Source organism: Microvirga sp. GN3, assembly GCF_055792825.1.
This window is the reverse complement of sequence record NZ_JBVVAK010000034.1, coordinates 18,073-41,353: the sequence shown is the minus strand read 5'-3', so window position 1 is coordinate 41,353 and position 23,281 is coordinate 18,073. Positions and strand designations below refer to the sequence as shown.

Sequence of the window (23,281 nt, the reverse complement as noted above, 5' to 3'; positions counted from 1 at the left end):
GGCCGCCGGACTCTTACCGCTCGCCGAGATAGGTGAAGAGCGTCTGGCGCCACCACTCTCCCTGGATCGTATCGAGCATCACGACGTCAATCGGCTTGCGCAGCCCGCTGCCGAGAGGCAGGGCGATGCCGTACATCTGCTGGTCGAAGGTGACATCGAGCATTGCGGCGGACGAGGAGAACTGCTCGCGCACGATCCAGGCTAGCAGTGGCTTGTCGTAGACGAAGGCGTCCAGCGTACCGTTCCGGATGGCAGTCAGGCCGTCGTGAGGCGTCGGAAACCTTTGGTAGGAGATGCGGCGGGAGATGAGATATTCCTCCGTCGAAGATCCCTGGACAGCCCCGACACGGGCCGATGCGAGGTCGCCGACGGTCGTGACCAGCCCTTGCAGCTTGCCTGCGGTCAGGGTCGAGGTGACGCTTGCGGTGAACACGGCGATGGCGACGATTGATGCCACCATCCACAGAACGGCGAGGGCACGGCCGAGGCCCGTTCTTGGGGCCAGGTATCCGGTGCTGGCCTGAGTCATGGCCTCGGCGGACCACCAGATGCTCGTACCGAGCCCCTTGATTGCGCCGCCACCGAAATCCTCGTTGTGGCGGCGCTCGAGGAACCAGATCAGCAGTCCGACCGCAAGCGTCAGGCCAATGAGAGCCAGGATCGCCTGGACGAAGCCGACCGACGTCAACGTGCGGACGATCAGCGTCCAGGCGGTGGGCGATGCGGAGGGAACGGCGATCCCAAGCCCGCTGAGATAGAACGGATGACTGAAATCGAGTACCCGTTCACGTTCCGCCGTGATGGTGAGCGCGGCCACCGACGCATCGTAGCGTCCGGCTGCCGTGCCTTCGAGAAGCCCCTGGACTGTGGGTTCCTCGACGAACCTGTATCGAAGCTTCGCCTGTTCGGCGATCCGGTGCCAGAGTTCGATGCTGATGCCCCTCCAGGTGCCGTCGGGCGCCTTCATGGAAAAGGGCGCGGCTTCCTTGGTGGCAACGACCAGTTCCCGCTGAGATGGCTCCTGAGAATTCGCCTCGCCAATTCCCGTCAGGAGCAGCCCGAGGCAGAGCAGGGGGGCAAGACAAGAATGGAGGAGCGACGTTTCCCGGAAAGATCCATGCATCGGTCTACCTTCACAGGAATGGAGCTCTACGCCCCATGATGGCGTGCGGCGGGCCTTTCCTTCGTCTAGCGCATCGTGCGGAAAAGTGGACCCGGTTTTCCGCACCCAACGATGCGCCGCTTAAGGGCTGAGCATCGGATTAGATCCCAAAAGTGGGTCCACTTTTGGGTCCGATGCTCTAGAGGCCGCGCCGTTCCGCTCAGGGGAAGATGATACGCCAGTCTCTTTTCATGTCGACGAGCGTCCAGCCGCGCGCGGTCGCCTCGTCCAGGGCCTTGTTGAGCCTGCCGACATGTGACTGCCGGTCATAGGCCCATTCGCGCTCGGCGTCGGTGTGATGGACGATACCCATGAAGCGCGGGCCATTGCCCGCTGCCGTCCATTGCAGCATCTGGAGGTCGCCGTCCGAGTTGCCGAAGGCGAAGATCGGACGGCGTCCGATGAAGCGGTTGATGCCGATGGGCTTGCCAGGACCGTCGTCGATGAACTCAATCTCGGGTTCCTTCACAATCGTCGGCTTGCCGTCTGCACCGATTTCGAACTTTGTTACGCCGGACGAGCCGACCACCTGCTCGGGTGGGATTCCATAGATGCGTTCCGCGAAGACGCGCATGAACTCCACGCCTCCGCCGGACACGATGAAGGTCTTGAAGCCGTTGGTCCGCAGATAGCTCAACAGCTCGATCTGCGGCTGATAGACGAGGTCCGTGTAGGGACGGTTTTTGGTCGGATGACGCGCCGTCGCAAGCCAATCCCTTACCGCCTTCGTGAACTCGTCGATGGGCATGCCGGAATGGGTCACGGCCATGATCTCGAGCAGGCCTTTCTCGCCCGCGACCAAGATACTTTTCAGATCTCCTGCGACCACGGAGAGAAACGGCTCCTTGTCTTTCCACTCAGGCCGCTGCGGGGCGAGCCGCCTGATCTCATCGAGAGCGAACTCGACCTGGAAATAGATCGGCTGCTCGGCCCAGAGGGTGCCGTCATTGTCGAAGGTCGCGATGCGCTCGGGCGGCGGAACGAAATCGGGTCCGCCCTCGCGGGTCACGCGTCCGACGAAGTCGACGATGGCCTGCTTGACTGGCCCGTCATTCCAGGATGGGAGAGGGTCGGTTTGCGCATGAACTGGGGCCAGCGGTAGCCAGAGGGCCAGAAGGCCAGTTCCGATCCATGAGAGCAATTGCCGGCGGTTCATCCTAGGCTCCTCTCGATTCCCTTTTCCGCTCCTCGGCTCTCTCGTGCTGGAGTTCCCGGATTTCGGTCAGGTCGCGTTCCAGAAAGAAGTTGAGGAAGGTGCGGATCACCGCAATGGCGCCGAGCCTGGCGACGGATTCCCAACCGGTCGTGATCGATGTTTCGATGATGTCCGCGCCGAGCTGAAAGGTCAGTCCGGCGACGAGAATGCGGGCATAACGAAGCCAGACCTCGCGCCGCGCGGCGTTCGTCATCGTTCCGGCGAACATCATGCGCAAGCCCGAGGCGAAGGCCTCGATCGTGCCAAAGAGCACGATGACGAGCGCCATCGCGTCGATCAGGAATATGGCATATTCCGTGCTGGTGATCAGCCATTCCTTCACCGGCACCTCCGATTGGGTCATGGCGAGGGCCGCTTTTCTGCAGCTGCGCCCGGGAAGACGGCTTTCCAGGCCTCCTTCATGCCGATCACGGTGATCCCGTACTCATCAGCCTTGTCGAGGGCCTCGACCAAAGGGCTCAGGCGGAATTCCCGGTCGTAAGCGAATTCCCGCTCGCCATCGTCGTGATGCAGCAGCAGCGCGAGCCGCGGCCCGGAGCCTGCCAATGTGTAGCGCAGCATCGCCAAGTCGCCATCGGAGTTGCCGAAGGCGAGGATCGGGCGTCGTCCGATGTGGAGGCCGATATTGGCTGGTTTCGCCTCGCGGTCGTCGAAGCTGTTGAGTTCGCCGATCTTCGTCAATAGGGCGCGGCCGTTCTGGATTTCGAAGCGCAGTTTCGCGCTCGATCCGATCATCTGCTCGCGTGGAATGCCGTAAGCCTCCTCGGCAAAGGCTCTGATCAGGTCGATGCCGCCGCCCGAGACGATGAAGGTCTTGAAGTTGTTCGAACGCAGATGTTGGAGCAGCTCGATCTGCGGCTGGTAGGTGCATTGTTTGAACAGGCGCCCGAGCCGAGGGTGCTTCGCGGATGCGAACCAGGCTCTCGCGAGACGATCGAATTCGTCTTCGCTCATTCCGGTATGGGTGGCGGCAAAGAGCTCCATGACGCCCTGTTTTCCGAGTGCATGCAGGGCCGCGTGATCGCGCTCGATGAAAGCCTTGAAGGGCTGCCGTTCCTTGATCGAGGGATCGTGCACGGCAAACTCGCGGATGCGATCGATCAGAAAGAAGATCTGTGTCTGAAACGGCTGTTCGCACCACAGGGTGCCGTCATTGTCAAAGGTTGCGATGCGCTCAGACGGCGGAACATAGTCCGACCCGCCTTCCATCGTCACGCGTGCCACGAAGTCGAGAATGGCGGACCTCGCCGGTCCTTCATTCCAGGATGGGAGCAGTCGATCCGCCATGCTCAGACCTCGTTTTTCATTGCAGATCGGGCGGCAGGGTTGCCGCCCGGCCGATGGTGTTCAGTCGCCGCTGGCGGCCTCCGACATCTTCGCCATGGCATCGTCGATGGTGAAGCTGTTCGGCTTCTGGACCGCCGGGAACTCCTTGAAGGTCTCCGCGAACTTCGCTGCCGCGGCCTGGGCCACGTAGACAAAGTAGGCGTTGTGGAGGAACCAGTCGTAATAGGTGTTCGACGTGATGTCGGCGAACTCGTAGGGATCGGTGCGGAGGTTGTAGATCTTGGGCAGGCGCAGCCGCGTGAACGGCTCCGCCCAGACCTGCATGGTGCCCTTCACGCGCTGCTCCATGAACACGATCTTCCAGTTGTCGAAGCGCATGGCGAGCACGTCGCCGTCGTCGCTGAAGTAGAAATAGAAGTTGCGCGGGCTCTCCTTGGACTCGCCGGTCAGGTAGGGCAGCAGGTTGAAGCCGTCGATGTGGTTCTTGTAGGTTCGTCCAATGGCCTGATAACCGCCCTTCAGCTTCTCCACGACGTCCGGGGCTCCGGCCATGGCCAGGAAGGTCGGCAGCCAGTCGTGGTGCTGCACGATCCCGTTGGAGATGGATCCTGCCTCGATTCTGCTCGGCCAGCGCACCAGCATTGGTACGCGGAAAGCGCCCTCCCAGTTTGTGTTCTTCTCGCTGCAGAACGGGGTCATGCCACCGTCCGGCCAGGTGTTCCGGTGCGGTCCGTTATCGGTCGAGTACATGACGAAGGTGTCGTCGGCGATGCCGAGTTCGTCGAGCTTGTCGAGTAGCCGGCCCACATGCCCATCATGCTCCACCATGCCGTCAGGATAGAGGCCAAGCCCTGTCTTGCCTTCCGACTCCTTCTTCAGATGCGTGAACACATGCATCCGGGTCGAATTCCACCAGACGAAGAAGGGCTTGTCGTCCGCGTTGGCCTTGTCGATGAACTTGAGGGCTCCATCGAGGAATTCCTCGTCCACCGTTTCCATGCGCTTGCGTGTCAGCGGGCCAGTATTCTCGATCTTCTGTGTGCCGTCCGGCTTGGCCCAGCAATGCAAGACACCACGGGGACCAAATTTCTCCTTGAACTTCGGGTCTTTCGGGTAGTCGGGGTTCTCCGGCTCCTCCTCGGCATTGAGGTGATAGAGGTTGCCGAAGAACTCGTCGAAACCATGCACCGTCGGCAGGTGCTTGTCGCGGTCGCCCAGATGGTTCTTGCCGAACTGCCCGGTCGCATAGCCTTGCTCTTTGAGCAGATCCGCGATGGTCGGAGTCCAGTCAGGGATCCCGTGTTCGGAGCCCGGCATGCCGATGGTCAGGAGACCGGTTCGGAACGGGTGCTGTCCCAGGATGAAGGACGCTCGCCCGGCGGTACAGCTTTGCTGCGCATAGGCGTCGGTGAACAGGGCACCTTCGGTCGCGAGGCGATCGATGTTAGGCGTCCGGTAGCCCATGATGCCGTGATTGTAGGCACTGATGTTGTGAACACCAATGTCGTCACCCCAGATGACCAGGATATTCGGCTTGCCTGACTTTTTCGCCATCTCGCTCCTCCCTTTAGCGCTTAGATACTCTCGGCTGACATTCTCTCCTGTCTCGTCCAGTCGTCGTCGCTTGCGTCTACGCCGTTTCTCAGAACAGCAGGCTGCTGATATGGGCCCAGATCACGTCGCGCGGTACCGCCAGCAGCAGCACCGGCACGAACGGCAGCAGCAGCGCGACTGCGAGCGCGAGCAGGTCCTTGAGGCCGACAGGCACCAGCCGGATCGCGTGCACGTTCTCCACGACCGCATAGAGGTCGGCAACGGCGGAGAAGTCGGACGAGTCGCGTGCATCCTCTTCCGCCTTCCGGGTGAGCCATCGGCGCTCGAAGGCGTGCCCAATCCGTTCCGCAAGTGCGTCGTGGGCCAACGCTCCCTGCCGCCAAGTCCGCATCAACGTCGGGGTGAAGACCAGGAGCGGCGCAACGAACAGCGCAGCGATCGCCAGCAACAGGGCGACATTGAAGACGATGTAAGGGTCGGCAACGCGCCACCGGCGAGCACCGCATTCGCCGACCGGCCCGCGGGGATGATCGCCAGCGCCAACCCAACCGCCGCAAGCGCGCGGACCGAAAGACCGAGGAAGCTCAGGCCCGCGCGGCGGTCGGGATGGGATGCGACAAGCCGGAGCTTCAGCCGCGAGACATGCCACAGCAGCCGTGCCCACAATGCGAGCCGCCAGAGCCAGCCGAGGATTAGCGCCAGCAGCAGCGGCAGGCTCACCAGCATGTGCCACCAGCCCGCCAGAGAATACCGCGGCATTCCGCTCACGGGTTGCGCCCAAACCGGCAACTGATCGAGCGGACGCGAAAGAATCGTCGCCAGTACGACCAGGTACGCCAGCACGAACACGCAGATTTCGGCCGCCCTGGATCGCAACAGCCTGCGCGTCGAGGCAATCGCCTCGTCCAGACGACCGCGGTCGCGTTCGTCGACGAACCCGCCATCGCTGATGTGGCGGACGATGGCATTCAACTGTGGTACGCAGGTCGCCTCGGCGAGAACCAACAGCGGCGCGGCGATGAGATAGCGCGTGTGTAACCCGACCTCTCGAAGGACTGGAGTGATGAGATCCATACGGGCCCACGCGCTTTGCAGAACCGCAAGGACAAGAAGGGGCATCCAGGCGGCCAGGATGACTATCAGCGCGCGGCGGCGAAAGGAGAGATCGTTCGACCCGAGAGGGCCCAGCCGCCGTTGAAGGCCGAGCGGCGGCGCGTGCTCGAAGAGCGCTTCGGCATTGCCGCGGCTCATCGCGGTGTCTCCTGCACTGGTGGGCGAATATGGGATCGCAGCGGCCGACATGATGCGTTCCTCACGATACCGGATCGGTGGATTTGCCCGCGAGCCACCGGCGGGCGATCCGCGCGATCGGTCCCCGCAGGAGGAGATAGGGGATGAAGGCGAGCAGCAGGGCCACAAGAACCATCTCGCCCGGATAGAATTCGTTCAGGACCTTGTACTGGTAGATCGCATCCATCCCGAGACCGAGCACGATGATGCGACTGGTCGACAGGAAGCCCTCACGCAGCCGGTCGGTGCGCTGCGTGGGATCGCTCAGGATCGTCCAGAAATAGGGCGAACGCCCGAGCCGTGCATCGTTGACGCCGTCATGCAGCGCGGCGATGAAAGCCATCGTCGGCTGAAGCAGGAACCGGAACGCCATGGGGCCGCTCGGCCGCTCGACGATGTCGTGCCAGATGCGTTGCTGCACATCGGTCGAGAAGCCGTACCAGATGGCGCCGAGCACGCTCAGGATCGCTACAAGGACGATCCCGACCCAGGCGATGATCCGTGCACTTCTTGAATCCGTTTGTGCACTCATGCGTCTCGTCCTCGTCGCACTACGCATCGGAAGCCGATATGGCTTGTCGATGTGTCGACGGGTTGCGCGTGACGGGCGGCCGGCCGATAGCGACGGCAATAGTCCGGGGCGCACAGGTGCGAGCCGCCTTTCAGCACCTTGCGTGGGATGCGGATCTGCGGCTGGCACTGATCGTAGCTGTCGGTCTCCCGCCCGCCGCGCGGGTTTTCGGGAATGCAGCAGGCCTTGGGAGCGTCGGCGGGATGCTTCGGCGTGTAGAAGTCCGAGGTCCATTCCCAGACATTGCCGATCATGTCGTGAAGGCCGTAGCCGTTCGGCGGAAAGGCGGTCACCGGCGAGGTGCGCTCGTAGCCGTCCTCGCGTTTGTTCTGGAACGGGAACGCTCCCTGCCAGGTGTTGGCCATGGGCCGGCCGTCCGGCGTGAACTCGTCGCCCCAGGCGAATTCCGCCCCGTCGAGCCCGCCGCGGGCGGCGTATTCCCATTCGGCCTCGGTCGGCAGATCCTTGCCGGCCCAATGCGCATACGCCAGTGCATCGGCATAGGCGACGTGCACGACCGGGTGATCGTCGAGGCCCTTGATCGACGATCCGCGGCCATAGGGCCGGCGCCAGGTCGCCCCGAAGGTGAAGGCCCACCATTGGCTCCAGTCCCGCAGATCGACCGGATAATCCGGCGGCGTGAAGACGAGGGAGCCCGCCTTCAGCATCTCCGGCAACGCGCCGGGATAATCCTTGGGGTCAGGCTTTCGCTCGGCGACCGTGACATGGCCGGTCGCCTCGACGAAGCGCCGGAAGTCGCGGTTGGTGACCGGCGTCCGGTCGATCCAGAATCTGTCGACGGTGACCCGGTGCACCGGCGCCTCTTCGGGATAGTGCTTGTCCGAGCCCATCCGGAACGTACCGCCGGAAAGCCACACCATGTTCGGATCGGGGGCATCCCGTTGGATGGGCGCGGCGATGGTCGTGTCGAGTTCGGCGAAGGTCATGATCTCATGTTCCCCAATGCCACATGGTTCAGGATGGTGCCGGCGCGTTAGCGAATCTCCTCGAAATCCCCTGGCTTCCAACTTCCATCGAAGGCGGCTTTCTCCGGTCCGTAGATCCGGAAGTAGACGAACCAGCCCTTGCCGGGGATCGTCTCGATCCAGCGGCCATCCGCGCCTGCAGGCGCTGTTGGGCCGAAATGCAGATCGACGGACGAGCCCTGCAGGTCCTTGAGTTCGAACAGGGAGCGGAGCGCCGCCTTTTTCTGTTTGGTCTGGATCTGCGAGCGCGTGTCGGAATCGTAGACCGTCACCGACCAGAAAAGCTTTCCCGGAACGGGCAGGGGGACGGAGAGCTTGTAGCTTTTGCCGCCGTCGAGATAGTCACCTCGCTTGTCGCGCAGGCCCAGCCAGTAGAGCGAGCCTGCGCTTGCGTCGCGACGGAACATGGCGGGCGATGCGCCGATGGCCTGATAGAACCATTTCTCCCGCGCTTCGCTGTCGAGATGGGTTTTGGTGTTAAAGTCACCATCCTCGTAGCGCAAAGCTGCCCATTGCCACTGACGGTCTTTCCAGACCATGCGATCGGAGCGGCGATCACCGAAGGCTTGCACGCGCATCTGCGCATTGCCGACCCTCGCGGCTTCCCCCAGAATGGATTTCATGCGCGCATCGGGCTTGAACGGCTTGCCCTTCTCGATCCCCAGCGCGGCCAGCTCACCGTAATAGTTGTGGTAGCCAACGAAGGCGGGTTCGGCATCGACGGTCTTGTGCAGAACCTCCCAGAAGGAGAAGTTATCCTCCCACTGAAGCGGCGTGGTGTCCTGCGTCTTCCCGGTGACGTCGAGCCATTGCGGCTCCGTCCAGTCGGCACTGGGTTTCAGCGGATAGACCTTAATGGTCGCGAGACGCTCCTTTGCCGCCTTCACGTCGCCGCCGACCGGCAGCGAGCGAGCCCCGACGATCTGCTGGTTACTGCTGGCGCGGTGAACGTGGTAGCCGGAAGGTACATCGCCGTCGTAGTCGGGCAGCAGGAGCAGATGTTTGCCGCCTTTGCCCGCATCGGGGCCTGGCAGGCCCATATCGGCAACCCAACGCTGGTTGATGTCCATCGAGCAGACAATAAGCGGTCCTGGAGGAAGCTCGACAACCAGCGGTCCGACGCTCAGATCCAGCAGCAGCGGGCCGTAGGGCGTGTCTGAATTGGCGGTGAAAACGAGCTGGTCGGGCGCGCAGTCCAGGATGCCGAAGACCTTGTTCGGCACGACGCCGATTTCGCGATTGCCCTTGACGATCGCAGCACCGGAGACGGTCGGGTAAAAGAACCGATAGGTCTGGATCGCGCGATTGAGATCGGCATCGTCATAGGCCTGCTGGACGGTGTTCCCCACCGGAAATCCACGCTCGAAGCTATAGTGGCTTTCGTGCGCGGTATCGATCTTTCTCGCAGCCGATTGCACCATGATCTTTCCTCTGGTCACTGAGCGGAAACCATCTCCACGTCCTGCAATTTCCATGCTTTGTCGAAGAGTGCCTTCGTCGGCGCATAGAGCCGGAACATCAGCTCGAAGCCGCGGTTCGGGTCGGTCGGGACCCAGTTGGATTCCTTGCCGGCCGGTGCCTTCGGGCCGAAGTAGATGTCGACCGAACCGTCGGCGTTCTTCTGCACCTCGGCGGCGTTCGAGGCGCGGCTGGCGCGATCGACGTGCTTGATGAGCGCATGGGTTTGCCGGTCGTAGGCCGTCACCGACCAGTACTGCTCGACAGGCGCATTGGGCGGAACGGTCAGGCGGTAGGTCTTTCCGCCGTCATAGCTCTCGCCGCTTTTGTCCTTGATGTTGATCAGGTAGAACTGTCCTGCGCCCAACCGCTTGATGCCGATGTAGCCGTAGGTGTAAGTGAGGCCGCGCGCGTCGACCGGGTAGTGGTCGGGATCCGCGAAATTGGCTGCAGCCGCCTCGATGAGATCCGGGAGGGCTGGAACGGTCCAGTGCGTGCCTTCGAAAAATGGCGGCAAGCCGGCATCATATCTCGCCTCGAGCAATGCCTGTGCCTCGCGGATGCCGGCTGCAAGGGCCTGCTTCGTCTTGGCATCGGGGGCGAAGGGTTTGCCTTTCTCGATGCTAATCGAGCGCAACTGATCGATCATGGCACGATCCCGATCGAGCCACGGCTCGCTTTGCACGATCCTGTCCAGCCCTTCGAAGAAGCTCTCGTCGTAGCGAATAGTCGAGTCGAAAAGCATGTCCTTGACGTCGGTGAATGTCGTGGCCGGCGGATCGGCGGCCTGGGAGAGCGGATAGACCTTGATCCGCTTGCCGTAAGCCACGGATTTGGCGACGTCGGTATCGCTGTGGCTGGCGAGGTTCGACCGGAAAAGCGCATAGCTGCCATGTGTGTTCGGCTGCAGCGCGACATAACCGTCGGGGATCTTGTCCGAATACCCCGGCGGCAGCATCACAAACTTGATGCCCTGTCCCTTGTCGCCCCCCAGAAGTCCCGCATCCTCGAGCGGTTGCTGCCAGATGTTGACGATATTGGCGTTCATCGATCCGTCTGCACCCGCCGCAGGGATGTCGATCACGATCGGCCCCACGTCCGTCGTGTTGAAGAAAGCCATAAAATAGAGCGTGTCCGGATTGGGCGTGAGGGTCTGGTTCCTCCAGTCGAGGGGGCGCCCCCAGTAGATCACCTGGTTCATCTTGCCAGCAGTCTTTGTCAGCATTTCCTGGCGCATGAGGTCGTAATTGACCGCGGGCATGCCCCAGATCACGGCTTCGACGGCCCGACGCTCGATGGTGCGTCGGGCAAGTTCATCGGCGGAGAGGTTTTGCGCATGGGCCGACATGACAGCTCCTATTACGGCGAGTGTTCCAAGAACGGCTCTGAGCATCGCGTTCCTCCTCTTCACCGAGTTCGATGGATCATGCTCACTCGGCCGGAGCCGGCGGCGTGACGCCTGTCACCTGCGCGGAGGGTTCCTCGCTGAGCCAGCGATAGAGAATGCCGCCGAGCGCACCGCCGATCAGCGGTGCGACCCAGAACAGCCAGAGCTGCGCCAGCGCCCAGCCGCCGACGAACAGGGCAGGGCCGGTGCTGCGGGCCGGGTTCACCGAGGTGTTGGTGATCGGAATGCCGACGAGGTGGATCAGCGTCAGCCCCAGGCCGATGGCGATGGGCGCGAAGCCCACCGGCGCCTTGCCGTGGGTGGCGCCCATGATGATGAACAGGAACATCATGGTCAGCACAACCTCGGCCACGAAGCCGGAGATCAGGCTGTACTGGCCGGGCGAATGCGCGCCGTAGCCGTTGGCGGCAAAGCCCTTGGACAGATCGAATCCGGGAGCGCCGGAGGCGATCAGGTAGAGCACGAAGGCCGCGATGATGGCGCCGATCACCTGGGAGACGACGTAGGGCGCGATGTCCTGCTTCGGGAAGCGGCCGCCCGCCGCCAGGCCGACGGTCACCGCCGGGTTGAGATGGCAGCCTGAGATGTGGCCGATGGCATAGGCCATGGTGAGCACGGTCAGGCCGAAGGCGAGCGAGACGCCGAGCAATCCGATCCCGACTTGCGGAAAGCCTGCGGCAATCACCGCGCTGCCGCATCCGCCGAAGGTGAGCCAGAAGGTGCCGATGCCCTCGGCGACGCATTTGTGAATGTTGTGGCTGTTGTGGAGATCCATGGAGCACTCCTTTGGCCAGCTTGGGCTGACGTCCCCGGAACCCTGCGTGGGCGGAATCCGATCCCATGCAAGAGAGCTTAGGGTGGCCGCGCAAAAGCGGAATTAGGAGAACACCTGAAGTCCGTTCAGGAAAACACCGAGCGCAGGTTCTCTTCGGGAGGAGTGTAGACGCGCTACGGCGTGAGCGTTCCCGACACGGCCTGCCCGAGCCCCTCGACATGCCCCTGGAAATTCTCGCGGGTCCGCGGATCGATCACCGCAACCGGGGCGGAGACGGCAAGACCCGCCGCCGTGCCGACGGCCGCCGCGGCACCGGCCGTGACCTGAATGATCCTGTCGCCGACGCCGACGCGCGAATCCGTCAAGGTCTGACCCTCGGCCAGTTCCCGGCCAATGATGCGCACGACCTCCGGGCTTTCGGCGAACTTGGAATGGTTCAGGGGATCGCCCGTCCTGAGCTTGGAAAGGTTCAGGACGGTGATGCCGGACTTGTCCAACTCGCTGCGATAGGGCTCTTGATCCGGATCGATCGCACCGAGCCGTACCGCATCGCCCCATAGCCGGCGGGAGACGGCCAGCGCCCTGTCGTCCTGGGAGACGAAGAGGGTGAAGCCCGGACGGGACTTGCCCATGTCCAGAACGGCCTCGCGGAACAGGTCGACGTCCACGTCGGGAGCGGCGAGGAGCACGTTGCGGATCTTGGGCGCGACCCGCCCGTCGCGGATCGCCATCTGGCGCAGCGCTTCCAGGGTCACCCAATTGCCCATGGAATGTGCGAGGATCGAGATCTCGCCGACCGCCGGGTCACTGGCCAGGGCCTTCAATGTGCTCTCGAGGGCATTGCGGGAATAGGTGTTGCTCTCCCGGTCGTAGCCATAGGCCAGCACACTGCCGCGCGAGGGCCAGGTGAACAGCACCGGCACCACAGGCGTGCCGGCATCATGCACGATCTGGGCGAAGCGGAAGACCGCATCGTCGAAGCGGTTGTTGAAGCCGTGGATGAAGACGAGCACGCGCCGCTGGGGCACCGTCCGGACGGTGCGGTTGAACCAGGCGACGGCCTGCTTGCGGTCGATCACATCGGCCTTGAGGGTTACGAAATCCGTCGCGGGATTGCCGGGAATGTTCTGCGGCCACTGCACCTCGCCTGGCTTGCGGCTCGCTGCCGGCGGGATCGAGACCGTGAATTCGGCAAAGGACAGTTCCGGTCCGCGGCCGCCCGAATAGAATTCCTGCGGATCCGTCACCCGCATGCGGGTGGTGGCGACCAGCATGTCGACCTTGCTCGCGCCGGGGACAGTATCGGATACGGGAACCAGCGCGCCCTTCATGTTGGCGCATCCGATCAGGCCGAGGGTGAGTGCGAAGGCCATGAGGGAACGGCCGCAAGAGCGCCAGCCGGTTCCTTGTGGGAGCCCCATCGTCGACGCATTACCGCCGCCCTCTTGTCCTGACCATTGCATTCGGTTCGCGTTCCCCGGTGTCGTATTAGGGCAAATCTTCATCAGGTCGTCGTTCTTGTCGAGCGCGGAGGAGTAAATTTCAGTCTCCTGCAGGTAATTGCGGTCGCCGTAACAGCGAGAGCGAGACTGTTCCCCCGATTTCTTTCGCTCCGTCCCGGGATGACGCTGGTGATGGTCGGCTTGTCAAAGAGCCAGCACCGTGGGGCCCGCAGCTTGCGCTGCGAGCCTGAGTGGTGATCGAGGGTGGCGCGACAGGCAGCCCGGCTCGATGTCTGATGGTGAAGGGAAGAGCCGAACTGCCTCTTCGCGCACGGCTTGTTGAGGCGGACAGGCGAGGCCGGCTCAGTCAACCGCCGCAGGCGGTGACCGTCTGCGCGACGGCGGCCTGCGATCGATCCCGACCACCGGCCCACATCCTGGGCCTCCCGTCGGATGAGGCTGCGTCACCTCAGCCACGGGACCGTGCCTGCTCCCACACTGCGACGCCTCGCGAGCGCGCCCCTCGCCAGGAGCAGATCTACGGCAATGATATAGCCAAGATTGGGAATGATGTCAAGAACAAAATGAGAACATCGCACTCGCCTCATCGCGTCATGGCCGGCCTCGTGCCGGCCATCCCCGTCTTTGCCGCGTTGCGGCTTCCAAGGCGTGGATCCCCGGGACGAGCCCGGGGATGACGGCGGACGGGTTGCAAACGTGTCATTCCCGGCCGGAGATGGCAAAGCCATCGGATGGGAAGAGAACCATAGCGCCGAGTGTATGGGTGGAGCCTTTCCCGGCTTGCGGCCACCGGGATGACACCTGCACCATGACGGCCACGCGAGTTGGGGCCATCTGTATCTATAACCTCGCTTGCCGAAGAAAATGGTTCACAGACAAAGCCCGAAATGATCCGCGTCGCTCAATCCCCGTCGTGGAACAACAGCGTCGTGTTGCCGCCGATGCCGCTGGAGGCGACGGGGCGCTTGCTGCTCAGCACTGTCTCTATCTTCGGCGAGGGATGTCGGCTCCCATAGATCTCGAGCCAGGCGATGCGATGAGGCGGCACGGTGCCGTCGCCGGGATAGGGTTCCTGCTTGGTGCCTGTGACCTGTTCGAAGAAGGCGGGATCGTCCAGGGACTCTACCACGCGCTTCACCAGCCGGGTCAGGGCGCCGCCTTGCTCGGCATAGAGATTGACCCCTTGGCTGCGCGCGAGCTCCGCGGCGGCGACCAAAGGCTCGGCGGCGAAGATGTGATAGTCACGGGCGCGCTTGCCGCGGTTGATCTCGAGCGGAAGCGTGCCCTCCGGTGTGACCTGTGCGAGGCCGATCCGGGCGCTGTCGATGCCCCAGTCGGTGAGCCGCCTGTCGCCGCTGGCGATGCCCGCCGCAATGGCGCTCAGCCCCGCCCAGTAGCGGTGGTTGTTCCGGCCCGAGACGCCCTTGCCTGTCTCTTTCGCCTCGACGATCTGCCGGCCCAGGGTCTTGAGCCAGGTTTCGACGCGCTTCTTCTGATCGTCCGCGAGGCCGGGAGCGTTGCGGACCTGCAGATAGGCCAGCGCGAAGCCGCCGAGCGCCTGACCCAGATTGAAATGCGCCTGCTTCGAGCGCAGATCGGTCATGGCTTTCGCCGAAGCCCAATGATCGAGCCAGGTCAGGGCGCAGGCCGCCGCGGCCGTGTTCTTCGGACTGGATTTCACATAGGCGTTGGCGATCCGCGCCAGAGTCTTGCCATAGGCGCGCAGCGGCTCCACGGCTTCGGAATAGGTTTCCTCGGCCTCTTCGTCGATGGTTGCGCGCTGGGCATCGTCCTGCCTGTACTTGCTCTGCGTATCGAGGGTGATCACCGGCGCATCCGGCGCGTCGCATTCGTATTTCGGTTTGGCTTGCACATTGTCCTTCGCGGGCGCGGGCACGAGATAGCCGGTGCTCTGCGCATATGACGGTGTCGTGATGACGAGTGCATTGAGAATGGCCGCGATGGCAAGAGTGGGGCGAAGCGCATGATGCGACACAAGCCGATGTATATTCACCCCTGACACCACTTCCATGCCGTACCCCTCTCGCGAAGCCGATCATGAACTAGGCGTGGAGGTGCGCAAAGCCAGACGACCGAACCTTTGGAGGTAGAGCGATCCAATGGGGGTAGATGCGGACCATCAGGATGGTTGGTGTCATCGCCGGCGGCCGCTCGGGATCACCGGCACGAAGCCGGTGACGACGTGGAGATGGGGTTCGCTGTTCGAGCTCAGATCGCGCGGGCGGAACGTCGGACCGTCCTGCTCCTGTTGGCCATCGGTGGAACGAGATCCTGTCCACGTCCGGCCGTGACGACGAGGCGCTTCACTTCGCCTCTCAGGAAGGCCTGAAGGAACCGGTCGTAGTTCTTGAACGACACGCAGCCGTTCGAGTCTCCCCTGGGCCCGAGCAGATAGGTGTGGGCCAGGATTCCGTCGCGGCCGTAGATGGCGGCGCTGCCGCCGACCGGATTGAGGCGGATGGCGCGTACGCCGTGGAAGAGGGCTTCGCGTTCGGTGAGGACGTAGGTACCCGGCGGCGTCGAGCCTTTCATCCGCACGTTCACGTAGCGCGGATTGTCCATCATCTCGCCGAGGCCCGAATGCGCCTCCAGCCTCTCGCCGTTCGGCAGGATCACCACCTGCGCGGAGATGTCGTAGACGGCGGTCCCACCGCCCCCGGTTTCGGGAGCGGGGACGAAACGCGATGTCGGCGAGATGCTGCCGGTGCCATTGCCGAGCGACGCGTAGCTGAGTGCGGCATCGGGCGGGGAAGCGGGCTTGATGCCGAAGAGCTTTTCGAAGAAGGAGCGGTTGTCGGTCGGTGCGCTGGCGGCAACCGTTGTCCTCTGTGTCATCGGGATACGCGCCGGTGCATTCGCCGTTTGCGTCGGTACAGCAGGCTTCGGAGGCAGAAGGTCGGCCGGGCGTGGCACGGGCAGGGGCACGATGGCAGGGACGGAGGGAGCGGCTTCCGCTATCTCCTGAACGGGCGCCGGCTGAACAGGCGTCTCGGGCATCGGCGGCACAACCGGCGCGATGCTCGCATGCTGCTGCACGGGCGGCGACTTGAACGCCGCCTCGAGCGGAGCGTTGTGTGCGAAGCGAAGAGCCTCGGTCTTCATGGTCGGCGTGGGATTGACCAGCGCCGCGCCATAGGTGACTACCGCCGCCTGCCGCTCAGGCGCAGGGGTGGCGACGCTGTCGACCTGTTCCGTGGACGGCGCATCGCCCGGGCGGGAGAGATCGGCGAAATAGGCGAGGGGGCTCATGGAAATCGCCACCAGGGCCGCTGTCGGAAAAAGACTGCGCCGCTTTCTGCGGGGGGCGCGACCGCCTGACGGATAGGACCTGTGCAACATGGCGAACTCTACGCAACAACTCGACCGCGCATGACATGCCTCAAGCCCGATGTGGCGCTGGAAAGGAGTGCCGGAGAGGTCAAGGCCTTCATGCGTGAAGCAATACCTTCACGAGACGCGATTAAACGATTGCTTGGTTAAATTAGGGATAATCCGATGCGCTTCTGTCGAAGGAATGTGGCGCCTTACTGATCGATTCACGGCAGCGAGAGGGCGTGCGCTGGCTCACAGATCACGGCGCTGCCGCAGGTTTTGGATAGGAAAGGGGGTGTCTCTTCCAATTTTCAAACGGGAGGACCTTGGCATGGGGTTCTATGCACGTCACATCGGTCCGCGTTTCGTCAGCTGCCTATGTTCGATGGACGGCATCACGGCCGAGCGCGAGAAGGTCGTTCCGCAGGCCACCGGCGTGGTGCTGGAGATCGGGATCGGGTCGGGGTTGAACCTGCCGCTCTACGATCCAGCCCGCGTCACCCACGTGATCGGTGTCGATCCCAATGCGGAGTTTCTGGAACTCGGTCGTGAGCGCCGGCATCGCTCACCCGTGCCGTTGGAGATCATCCAGGCGCCGGCAGAGTCGCTGCCGCTGGCAGACGGCATCATCGATACGGCGGTGATCACCTACACCCTATGCTCGGTGGAGGATCCGGTGCAGACACTGCGCGAGGTGCGCCGCGTGCTGAAGCCGAAAGGTCGCGTGCTGTTTCTGGAGCACGGCCTATCGAACGATGCTGGCGTGGCGACGTGGCAGCGTCGTCTCAATCCGATCTGGCGCAAGCTCGCCGTGGGATGCAATCTGACGCGCCCGGTCGAGAGGCTGCTCGATGAGGCCGGCTTCAAGATCCAGCGCATCGAGTCCTACTACCTCGACGGGGCGCCGCGGCCGGTCGGCTTCCAGTGCCAGGGCATCGCACAGGCTGCATAGGCACCGCGCACGAGCCCCGCGAGGTTCAGAGGGACAGCTTACTGGGCAGCCTGGCGGGCGACGGTGCGGATGTCGCGACGGCCGAGGCCTAGATCGGCCAGCTCCCGATCGTTGAGCGCTTCGAGCTCGCGGAAGGTCTGGCGGTAACGGCGCCAGGAGGCGAGGCGGGCGAGGATCATGGACGTGAACATGGGGTATGTCTCCGTAAAAAGCGGCTTCCGGCGTTCCGGATTACCAATCGAGGTGAGGGTGACGACGCGCTGCCTCGCGCTGCATCTGACGGGCGTCGGACAGGATGAGGCGGACGAGACGAAGGACGCTGACGATGATCATGGCGGTCTCCTGAATGCGTGTTTCGGTTCGGGCTGAATCTCAGATGCGATCGATCTTGAGGCCGTAGCGATGGGAAATCCGGGCGATCTCGCGCTCGGCTCTCCGGTGGTTGGCCTGGGCAATGGCCTCGAGCATGGCACGGAGGACGCGTCGCACCGATCCCGAGCGTTGGGCCTCGGTTGGGGCGTTGGCGGTAACGGGGGCGCTGATCTGCAACGTGCTCATCGGGATTTTCCTGGGTCCGGCCCCACAGGGCCTCATACTTTCGTCTAGCAATATGAGTATTCTTGTGCGCCGCAAAAGGTGGGTCAGGGAATATGACCTATGCGATAAGAGCATGCCACAGAGGTAAATGCTTTCTTGCTATGCGAGGAGCGCCTGTTTGAGGGGCAAAGTGCTGCCGAATTAGGCATTGGTTCCGCAAGCCCCAAGCGGGATCCGGCAAGCCAGCCGTTCCCTGTGTCGCGATCAGGCTTCTCCGGATCATGAAACTTTAAAAGTGATATGACTCTTTCGTTTCCTCATTTCATGTGTCATATAAAGTTACATGAAGGACGAAGGAGTGAAGCCATGGCACATGACGTGATCATCATCGGAGGCAGCTATGCCGGTTTGGCGGCGGGACTTCAGCTCGCCCGAGCGCGGCGGCGGGTGTTGGTGATCGACGCCGGGCAACGCCGCAACCGTTTCGCGGGAGCCTCGCACGGGTTTCTGACACAGGACGGCGTGCCGGCCGCCGAGATCGCCGCGATGGGCCGGTCGCAACTCATGGCCTATGACAATGTCGAATGGCTCTCGGGCGAGGCGACCCAGGCGGAGACGACGGAGGAGGGCTTTCGCATCACCATCGGAGCCACGGGAGAGGAGAGAGTGGGCAAAAAGATCGTCCTGTCTCTGGGCGTGAAGGATCACCTGCCGGAGATCCCCGGCCTCGAAGAGCGCTGGGGCAAGAGCGTCTTCCACTGCCCGTATTGCCATGGCTACGAGCTCGACCAAGGCCGCATCGGCGTCCTCGCCCTGTCGCCAAAGTCCCTGCACCACGCGATGATGCTGCCCGATTGGGGACAGACGACCTTCTTCCTCAACGGCGCTTTCACGCCCGATGCCGAGCACGCCGAACAACTCAGACGGCGCGGCGTCACGCCCGACGACGGTCTCGTCGATCGTCTCGAAGGCGAGGGAGCCACTATCGTCATGCGCGATGGACGCGTCGTTCCTCTCGATGGCCTGTTCACCCTCACACGGACAAGCGTCGCAAGCCCGATCGCCGGACAGCTCGGCTGCGCCTTCGATGAGGGGCCGACGGGCGCCGTCATCCGCACCGATTCGATCAAGGTGACGACCGTTCCCGGCGTCTTTGCCTGCGGCGACGCCGCGCGGATGGCGGGATCGGTCTCGCTTGCCGTCGGCGATGGCGCCCTGGCCGGCATGGCCGCGCACCAGTCCCTGATCTTCAACGACTGACGATGGGCCGGGATCTGTGATAGCTGAAGGGGATTGAAGGAAAGCCTGCGCATTGCGACAGAATGGAAGCCTCTCCCGCATCCTCCACGTGCTGCTTCACATGGAGCAGCATCGGGACGCCATGACCTCGGAGCGGATCGGCCAGATGCTCGGCACCAACCCGACCGTGGTGCGGCGGACGATGGCGGGCCTCCGCGAGGCGGGCTATGTCAGCTCGGTGAAGGGCCATGGCGGCGGCTGGACGCTGGCGCGGCCGCTTTCTGACATCACGCTCCTCGATGTCTACAGGGCGCTCGGCGCGCCGGAGCTTTTCGCGCTCGGCATGGCCTCGGACGCGCCTGAATGCCTCGTGGAGCAAGCCGTGAATGCCGCCCTCGGAGAGACCCTGGAGGAGGCCGAGCGCCGGCTGCTCGCGCGTTTCGGCGAGGTGAGACTTTCCGAGATCGCGGCAGATTTCACCCTGCGCGCCGCCGAAGCGAAGCATGGGGTCTGTCAGGGAAAGCACGTCGCCTGACGGCCGATCCCCCACGCCTCATGAACCTTATCGGCAGGACCCGGTTGTTCACGCATGTGGGCTCTCAGGCCCGATCATGAGTGAGGCCGAGAATGACGAATGTCCGCGAGGCGCTGGTGAACAGGATGTGGCGTGGGCAGGATCCGTTCCAGAACTATCCGGGCCGACTCTACCGGCAGGATCATCAGGGCTGGGGTTCGAGCCATCCCTATCTGACGGAAGCCATCGAGGCGCTGCGGCCGTCAGTGGTGGTCGAGGTCGGTGTCTGGAAGGGCGGCTCCGCCATCTCGCTGGCCTCCAAGATGAAGGAGATGAACCACGATGGAGTCGTGATCGCCGTCGATACCTGGCTCGGCGCCTGGGATCACTGGAACAACGACGAATGGTTTGCGCACCTGAACTTCATCAACGGCTATCCCGCCCTTTATCATACGTTTGCAGCCAATATCGTCGGGGAGGGGCTGCAGGACTACGTGCTGCCCCTGCCGCTCGACTCGGTGAATGCGGCGCACGTTCTGCGGCACCACGACGTGCAGGCCGACGTGGTCCACATCGATGGCGGTCATGACGTCCACGCCGTCACGTCCGACCTGCGCGAATGGTGGCCGATGATCCGGCTGGGCGGCGTGCTCATCGGCGACGACTATCCGCACTGGCCGGGCGTGAAGAAGGCCTTCGACGACTACTTTGCCGCCGAAGGCAAATTCCCCTTCGAGTTCGATCCACCGAAGTGCCGGATCTTCAAGTAGCCGGCTTCGCCGCCTATTGCGACTTGCGTGGATCGTCCGCGGGATTCACATAAGCGATCGTCCAGGGGCCGCGCGAGCTCAGCTGCACAACAGTCTCCTGGTCGTTCTGCACGAAATGCTGTGTGCCCGGCGGCATGGCGACGATGCCGCCGGCGGTAAGGGCTGTCGTCTTCGCCGGATCGAACGTGGCGCCCATGCCGAAATTGACTTTGCCGCTGACGACCGTGACCACCTCATCGGTCGAATGGGTGTGGGACGGGATCTTATAGTTGGCCGGGAATTTCAGCCGCATCACGAAGATTCCGTCCTTCGCCGGATCCCCATAGATGACCGCCATCTGCGATCCTTTGGGAAGGGACGGAGGCCCATCCTTCCAGGTAATGTCACCCGGATTGACCATGGCGTGCTGGTGCTGCTGTTGCGCAATGGCCGGAGCCAGGACGAAGAGAAGGGCCGAAGCGCAGGTTGTGGCTCGAAGCATGAATGACTGCATCGCGACCTCCCGAAAGGGTGATGTGGCGGACGCAAACAGGGCGGTCAGGAAATATCGTCTGCCGCAGGATCGAGGGTCCGCCTGTCGCGATGGGTTGTCAAGGAAATGGAGGAGGCGAACTGCTTGAGTATTTTTCGGCGAAATGGCTCCGGTTCGCCGTCAAAAATGCGGCAAACCAAAAAGAGAGCTGTTTCCGCGCTAATGGAAACAGCTCTAGATCTCAACCATGGCCTTGATGACCCCGGCCTCGGGGGACGACCACATCGGAATGAGTCCCGGCGCATCGTCAAGGCCTCCGCGGTGGCTTGCCAGGGCTGCCGTCGGCACTCGGCCGCTGCGCATGGCATCGAGCACGGTCTCGAAATCCTGCCGTGTGGCATTGCGGCTGCCGAGCAGCGATGTTTCGCGCTTGTGGAACTCCGGGTCGTTGAACGTGATGTCGGCGCGCACGATCGACAGGAGAATGTAGGTGCCGCCGTGGCCGACATAGGAAAAGCCCTTCATCATCGCCTTCGGACTTCCGGTGGCATCGATGACGACATCGAAGAAATCGCCATCGGTGGCGGCCTTGAGACGATCATCGATATCGGACGACACCTCGAAGACATGATCGGCGCCGATTCCGTCGCTACAGAAGGCAAGCCGCCGGGCGTTCATATCGAGGACGGAAACGTCGGCGCCCCGGGCTTTCGCGAAGATCGCCGCCGCGATCCCGATCGGGCCGGCTCCCACCACGGCAACACGGCTCGTCGAGCCGGCTCCTGAGCGCCGCACGCCGTGGGCGCCGATCGCCAGGAACTCGACCATGGCGGCCTCGTCCAGGCTCAAGCCTGTCGCGGGCACGACATTGCGCTCCGGCACGGCGATGTACTCGCAGGCTCCGCCGTCGCGGTGAACGCCCAACACCTGCAGGTTCTGGCAGCAGTTCGTCTTGCCCTGCCGGCAGGCGCGGCACGTGCCGCAGGAGATGTAGGGTTCGATGCAGACGATGTCGCCGTTCTTGAACGAGCTGCCGCCGGGGGCGTCGGCGATCTCGCCTGCAAGCTCGTGGCCGATCACCCGCGGATATTCGAGATAGGGCTGATTGCCGTGGAAGATATGATAATCGGTTCCGCAGATCCCGACCCGCCGGATGCGCACCAGCACCTCGCCCGGACCGGCGCTCGGGACGTCCCGCTGGATGACGCTCAGCCGGCCGGGCTCATCGCATCGAAGGGCTTTCATCGGCGTCTCTCCCCACGGATATCTTGGTTCGTATGCTGCAAGCTTAGGGCGGGAACAGGAAAGCGCAAAGCCGACCCTGTTTTCCGCAACAACGATGCGCGGCCTTTAGGATTGAGCAACGAATCGAACCCAAAAGTGAAATCCACTTTTGGGCCCGACACCCTGGGGACCCGACGACGATTCACACGAGACGGCTGATCCGGATGTCAACCTGGCGAGATGAGAAGAACCAGAAGGCACGCGCCCGGCTCGAGAAACGTCTCTCCGCGCTTTTTCCGGCCTGCGTTCTATCCCATGCGCTCCGGCAGCCGCTGATCCCACCGACCCAGCGCCGCGCCGTGGAATCCTACTGGCGGCATCGCCCGCTCCTGGCTGACCGGCTCGCGCGGGCGCTGGCAGCCAGAAGCGGGCAGCCGGCCGGGTGGCAGTGGCGTCTGGGCTCCGACAAGGAAACCGGCCTGCCGATGTCCTTCCGTATGCCGCCATCCCCTTACCGGGAGGCTGCTTTCACGCGTGGGCCGGGGCATTGCTGCGTCTGCGGACAGCCTGTGTACCGGCTGGGCTGGCATTGCGACCTCTGGAGTGATGGCAAGCCGAACAGGAACGCTACATGGCATGCCGCCTGCGTCGTGGCCTGGCAACTCTGGACGGCACCGCCCGATCATCTCAGGATTCTGAAGCTGCGCCAGCAGCGGCGATGCGCAACGAGCGGTCGTCGCCTGCTCAGGACGGCGGAAGTGGACCACCGCGTTCCGCTTTTCGCCGTTTGGTCCGAGCACCGCTCTCGACCCTGGCCCGAACTGCTCGCCTTCTGGGGTGCCCCCAATCTTCAGGTGATCAACAAGACGGTTCATCTGGAGAAAACCGCCGAGGAGGCGGCAGACCGGGCCAGGCGGCGGATTTCCGGACCCGACATGTCACAAGAAGAAGAGTTTATCGCGCCCCTTGCGGATCGCGTTTCGATCCCCATATCAGGCTGACCCAGCGGACATTGTTGTGGACTTCGAGAGCGGCGGGCGTCACCGCCTGCTCCGATGAGACCGTGCCAG

The 23,281-nt window shown here is 63.3% G+C and carries 24 protein-coding genes; 5 read left to right on the top strand and 19 right to left on the bottom strand.

Annotated elements, in window-relative coordinates:
• Positions 1–13: 13 nt before the first annotated feature.
• From ACS5Q1_RS17785 to ACS5Q1_RS17715, 15 genes are all read right to left on the bottom strand, one after another.
• Complete coding sequence (locus ACS5Q1_RS17785) at positions 14–1,123, bottom strand: transporter substrate-binding domain-containing protein (RefSeq protein ID WP_473099433.1); 1,110 nt, start codon at positions 1,121–1,123, stop codon at positions 14–16.
• A gap of 199 nt (positions 1,124–1,322) precedes the next feature.
• Complete coding sequence (locus ACS5Q1_RS17780) at positions 1,323–2,318, bottom strand: HAD family hydrolase (RefSeq protein ID WP_473099432.1); 996 nt, start codon at positions 2,316–2,318, stop codon at positions 1,323–1,325.
• 1 nt (position 2,319) lies between these two features.
• On the bottom strand, positions 2,320–2,721 hold the full coding sequence (locus ACS5Q1_RS17775) for a DUF1622 domain-containing protein (protein ID WP_203443485.1): 402 nt from the start codon (positions 2,719–2,721) through the stop codon (positions 2,320–2,322).
• Complete coding sequence (locus ACS5Q1_RS17770) at positions 2,718–3,665, bottom strand: HAD family hydrolase (protein ID WP_473099431.1); 948 nt, start codon at positions 3,663–3,665, stop codon at positions 2,718–2,720. Before ACS5Q1_RS17770 ends, ACS5Q1_RS17775 begins: the two co-directional genes overlap by 4 nt.
• A 60-nt stretch (positions 3,666–3,725) precedes the next feature.
• Positions 3,726–5,219 (bottom strand): arylsulfatase, encoded by a 1,494-nt coding sequence (locus tag ACS5Q1_RS17765; RefSeq protein ID WP_473099430.1) that lies wholly within the window; start codon positions 5,217–5,219, stop codon positions 3,726–3,728.
• An 88-nt stretch (positions 5,220–5,307) separates the two neighbouring features.
• Complete coding sequence (locus ACS5Q1_RS17760; RefSeq protein WP_473099429.1) at positions 5,308–5,586, bottom strand: hypothetical protein; 279 nt, start codon at positions 5,584–5,586, stop codon at positions 5,308–5,310.
• A gap of 23 nt (positions 5,587–5,609) precedes the next feature.
• Positions 5,610–6,470, bottom strand: coding sequence for a hypothetical protein (locus tag ACS5Q1_RS17755; RefSeq protein ID WP_473099428.1), 861 nt, complete (start codon positions 6,468–6,470; stop codon positions 5,610–5,612).
• 61 nt (positions 6,471–6,531) lie between these two features.
• Positions 6,532–7,041, bottom strand: coding sequence for a hypothetical protein (locus tag ACS5Q1_RS17750; RefSeq protein WP_473099427.1), 510 nt, complete (start codon positions 7,039–7,041; stop codon positions 6,532–6,534).
• A complete protein-coding gene (locus ACS5Q1_RS17745) occupies positions 7,038–8,027 on the bottom strand; it encodes a formylglycine-generating enzyme family protein (protein ID WP_473099426.1) in 990 nt (329 codons plus the stop codon). Before ACS5Q1_RS17745 ends, ACS5Q1_RS17750 begins: the two co-directional genes overlap by 4 nt.
• Before the next feature lie 47 nt (positions 8,028–8,074).
• Complete coding sequence (locus ACS5Q1_RS17740; protein ID WP_473099425.1) at positions 8,075–9,487, bottom strand: DUF1254 domain-containing protein; 1,413 nt, start codon at positions 9,485–9,487, stop codon at positions 8,075–8,077.
• A gap of 14 nt (positions 9,488–9,501) precedes the next feature.
• A complete protein-coding gene (locus ACS5Q1_RS17735) occupies positions 9,502–10,917 on the bottom strand; it encodes a DUF1254 domain-containing protein (RefSeq protein ID WP_473099424.1) in 1,416 nt (471 codons plus the stop codon).
• A gap of 37 nt (positions 10,918–10,954) precedes the next feature.
• Entirely contained in the window at positions 10,955–11,707 is a 753-nt protein-coding gene (gene aqpZ / locus ACS5Q1_RS17730) for an aquaporin Z (protein WP_473099423.1), read from the bottom strand.
• Positions 11,708–11,880: 173 nt separating this feature from the next.
• Positions 11,881–13,080 (bottom strand): alpha/beta hydrolase, encoded by a 1,200-nt coding sequence (locus tag ACS5Q1_RS17725; RefSeq protein ID WP_473099422.1) that lies wholly within the window; start codon positions 13,078–13,080, stop codon positions 11,881–11,883.
• Between the two features lie 991 nt (positions 13,081–14,071).
• Positions 14,072–15,202: an alginate lyase family protein gene (locus ACS5Q1_RS17720; protein WP_473099421.1), complete on the bottom strand. Its 1,131-nt coding sequence runs from the start codon at positions 15,200–15,202 to the stop codon at positions 14,072–14,074.
• Positions 15,203–15,399: 197 nt separating this feature from the next.
• Positions 15,400–16,530: a DUF2778 domain-containing protein gene (locus ACS5Q1_RS17715; protein WP_473099420.1), complete on the bottom strand. Its 1,131-nt coding sequence runs from the start codon at positions 16,528–16,530 to the stop codon at positions 15,400–15,402.
• A 304-nt stretch (positions 16,531–16,834) separates the two neighbouring features.
• Between ACS5Q1_RS17715 and ACS5Q1_RS17710 the strand changes: the two genes are divergently transcribed.
• Entirely contained in the window at positions 16,835–17,455 is a 621-nt protein-coding gene (locus ACS5Q1_RS17710; RefSeq protein ID WP_473099419.1) for a class I SAM-dependent methyltransferase, read from the top strand.
• A gap of 38 nt (positions 17,456–17,493) precedes the next feature.
• On the opposite strand, the gene ACS5Q1_RS17705 is transcribed toward ACS5Q1_RS17710, so the two are convergent.
• Both ACS5Q1_RS17705 and ACS5Q1_RS17700 read right to left on the bottom strand, forming a co-directional pair.
• Entirely contained in the window at positions 17,494–17,646 is a 153-nt protein-coding gene (locus tag ACS5Q1_RS17705) for a DUF1127 domain-containing protein (protein WP_246776796.1), read from the bottom strand.
• Positions 17,647–17,827: 181 nt separating this feature from the next.
• Entirely contained in the window at positions 17,828–18,013 is a 186-nt protein-coding gene (locus ACS5Q1_RS17700; RefSeq protein ID WP_473099418.1) for a hypothetical protein, read from the bottom strand.
• Positions 18,014–18,358: 345 nt separating this feature from the next.
• Here ACS5Q1_RS17700 and ACS5Q1_RS17695 point away from each other — a divergent pair, with 345 nt between their 5' ends.
• The 3 genes from ACS5Q1_RS17695 to ACS5Q1_RS17685 all read left to right on the top strand — a co-directional run bounded on the left by ACS5Q1_RS17695 (position 18,359) and on the right by ACS5Q1_RS17685 (position 20,515).
• A complete protein-coding gene (locus ACS5Q1_RS17695) occupies positions 18,359–19,252 on the top strand; it encodes an NAD(P)/FAD-dependent oxidoreductase (RefSeq protein ID WP_473099417.1) in 894 nt (297 codons plus the stop codon).
• A 52-nt stretch (positions 19,253–19,304) separates the two neighbouring features.
• On the top strand, positions 19,305–19,766 hold the full coding sequence (locus ACS5Q1_RS17690; protein WP_473099416.1) for an Rrf2 family transcriptional regulator: 462 nt from the start codon (positions 19,305–19,307) through the stop codon (positions 19,764–19,766).
• Between the two features lie 92 nt (positions 19,767–19,858).
• Complete coding sequence (locus ACS5Q1_RS17685) at positions 19,859–20,515, top strand: class I SAM-dependent methyltransferase (protein WP_473099415.1); 657 nt, start codon at positions 19,859–19,861, stop codon at positions 20,513–20,515.
• Between the two features lie 13 nt (positions 20,516–20,528).
• Here ACS5Q1_RS17685 and ACS5Q1_RS17680 read toward each other — a convergent pair whose 3' ends face one another.
• Positions 20,529–21,008, bottom strand: a complete 480-nt coding sequence (locus ACS5Q1_RS17680; protein WP_473099414.1) for a cupin domain-containing protein — start codon at positions 21,006–21,008, stop codon at positions 20,529–20,531.
• Between the two features lie 213 nt (positions 21,009–21,221).
• The gene (locus ACS5Q1_RS17675) at positions 21,222–22,232 is read right to left on the bottom strand and encodes a zinc-binding alcohol dehydrogenase family protein (RefSeq protein WP_473099413.1); all 1,011 of its coding nucleotides are present in this window, start codon (positions 22,230–22,232) and stop codon (positions 21,222–21,224) included.
• A gap of 203 nt (positions 22,233–22,435) precedes the next feature.
• Between ACS5Q1_RS17675 and ACS5Q1_RS17670 the strand changes: the two genes are divergently transcribed.
• Complete coding sequence (locus ACS5Q1_RS17670; protein ID WP_473099412.1) at positions 22,436–23,212, top strand: hypothetical protein; 777 nt, start codon at positions 22,436–22,438, stop codon at positions 23,210–23,212.
• Positions 23,213–23,281 lie beyond the last annotated feature (69 nt).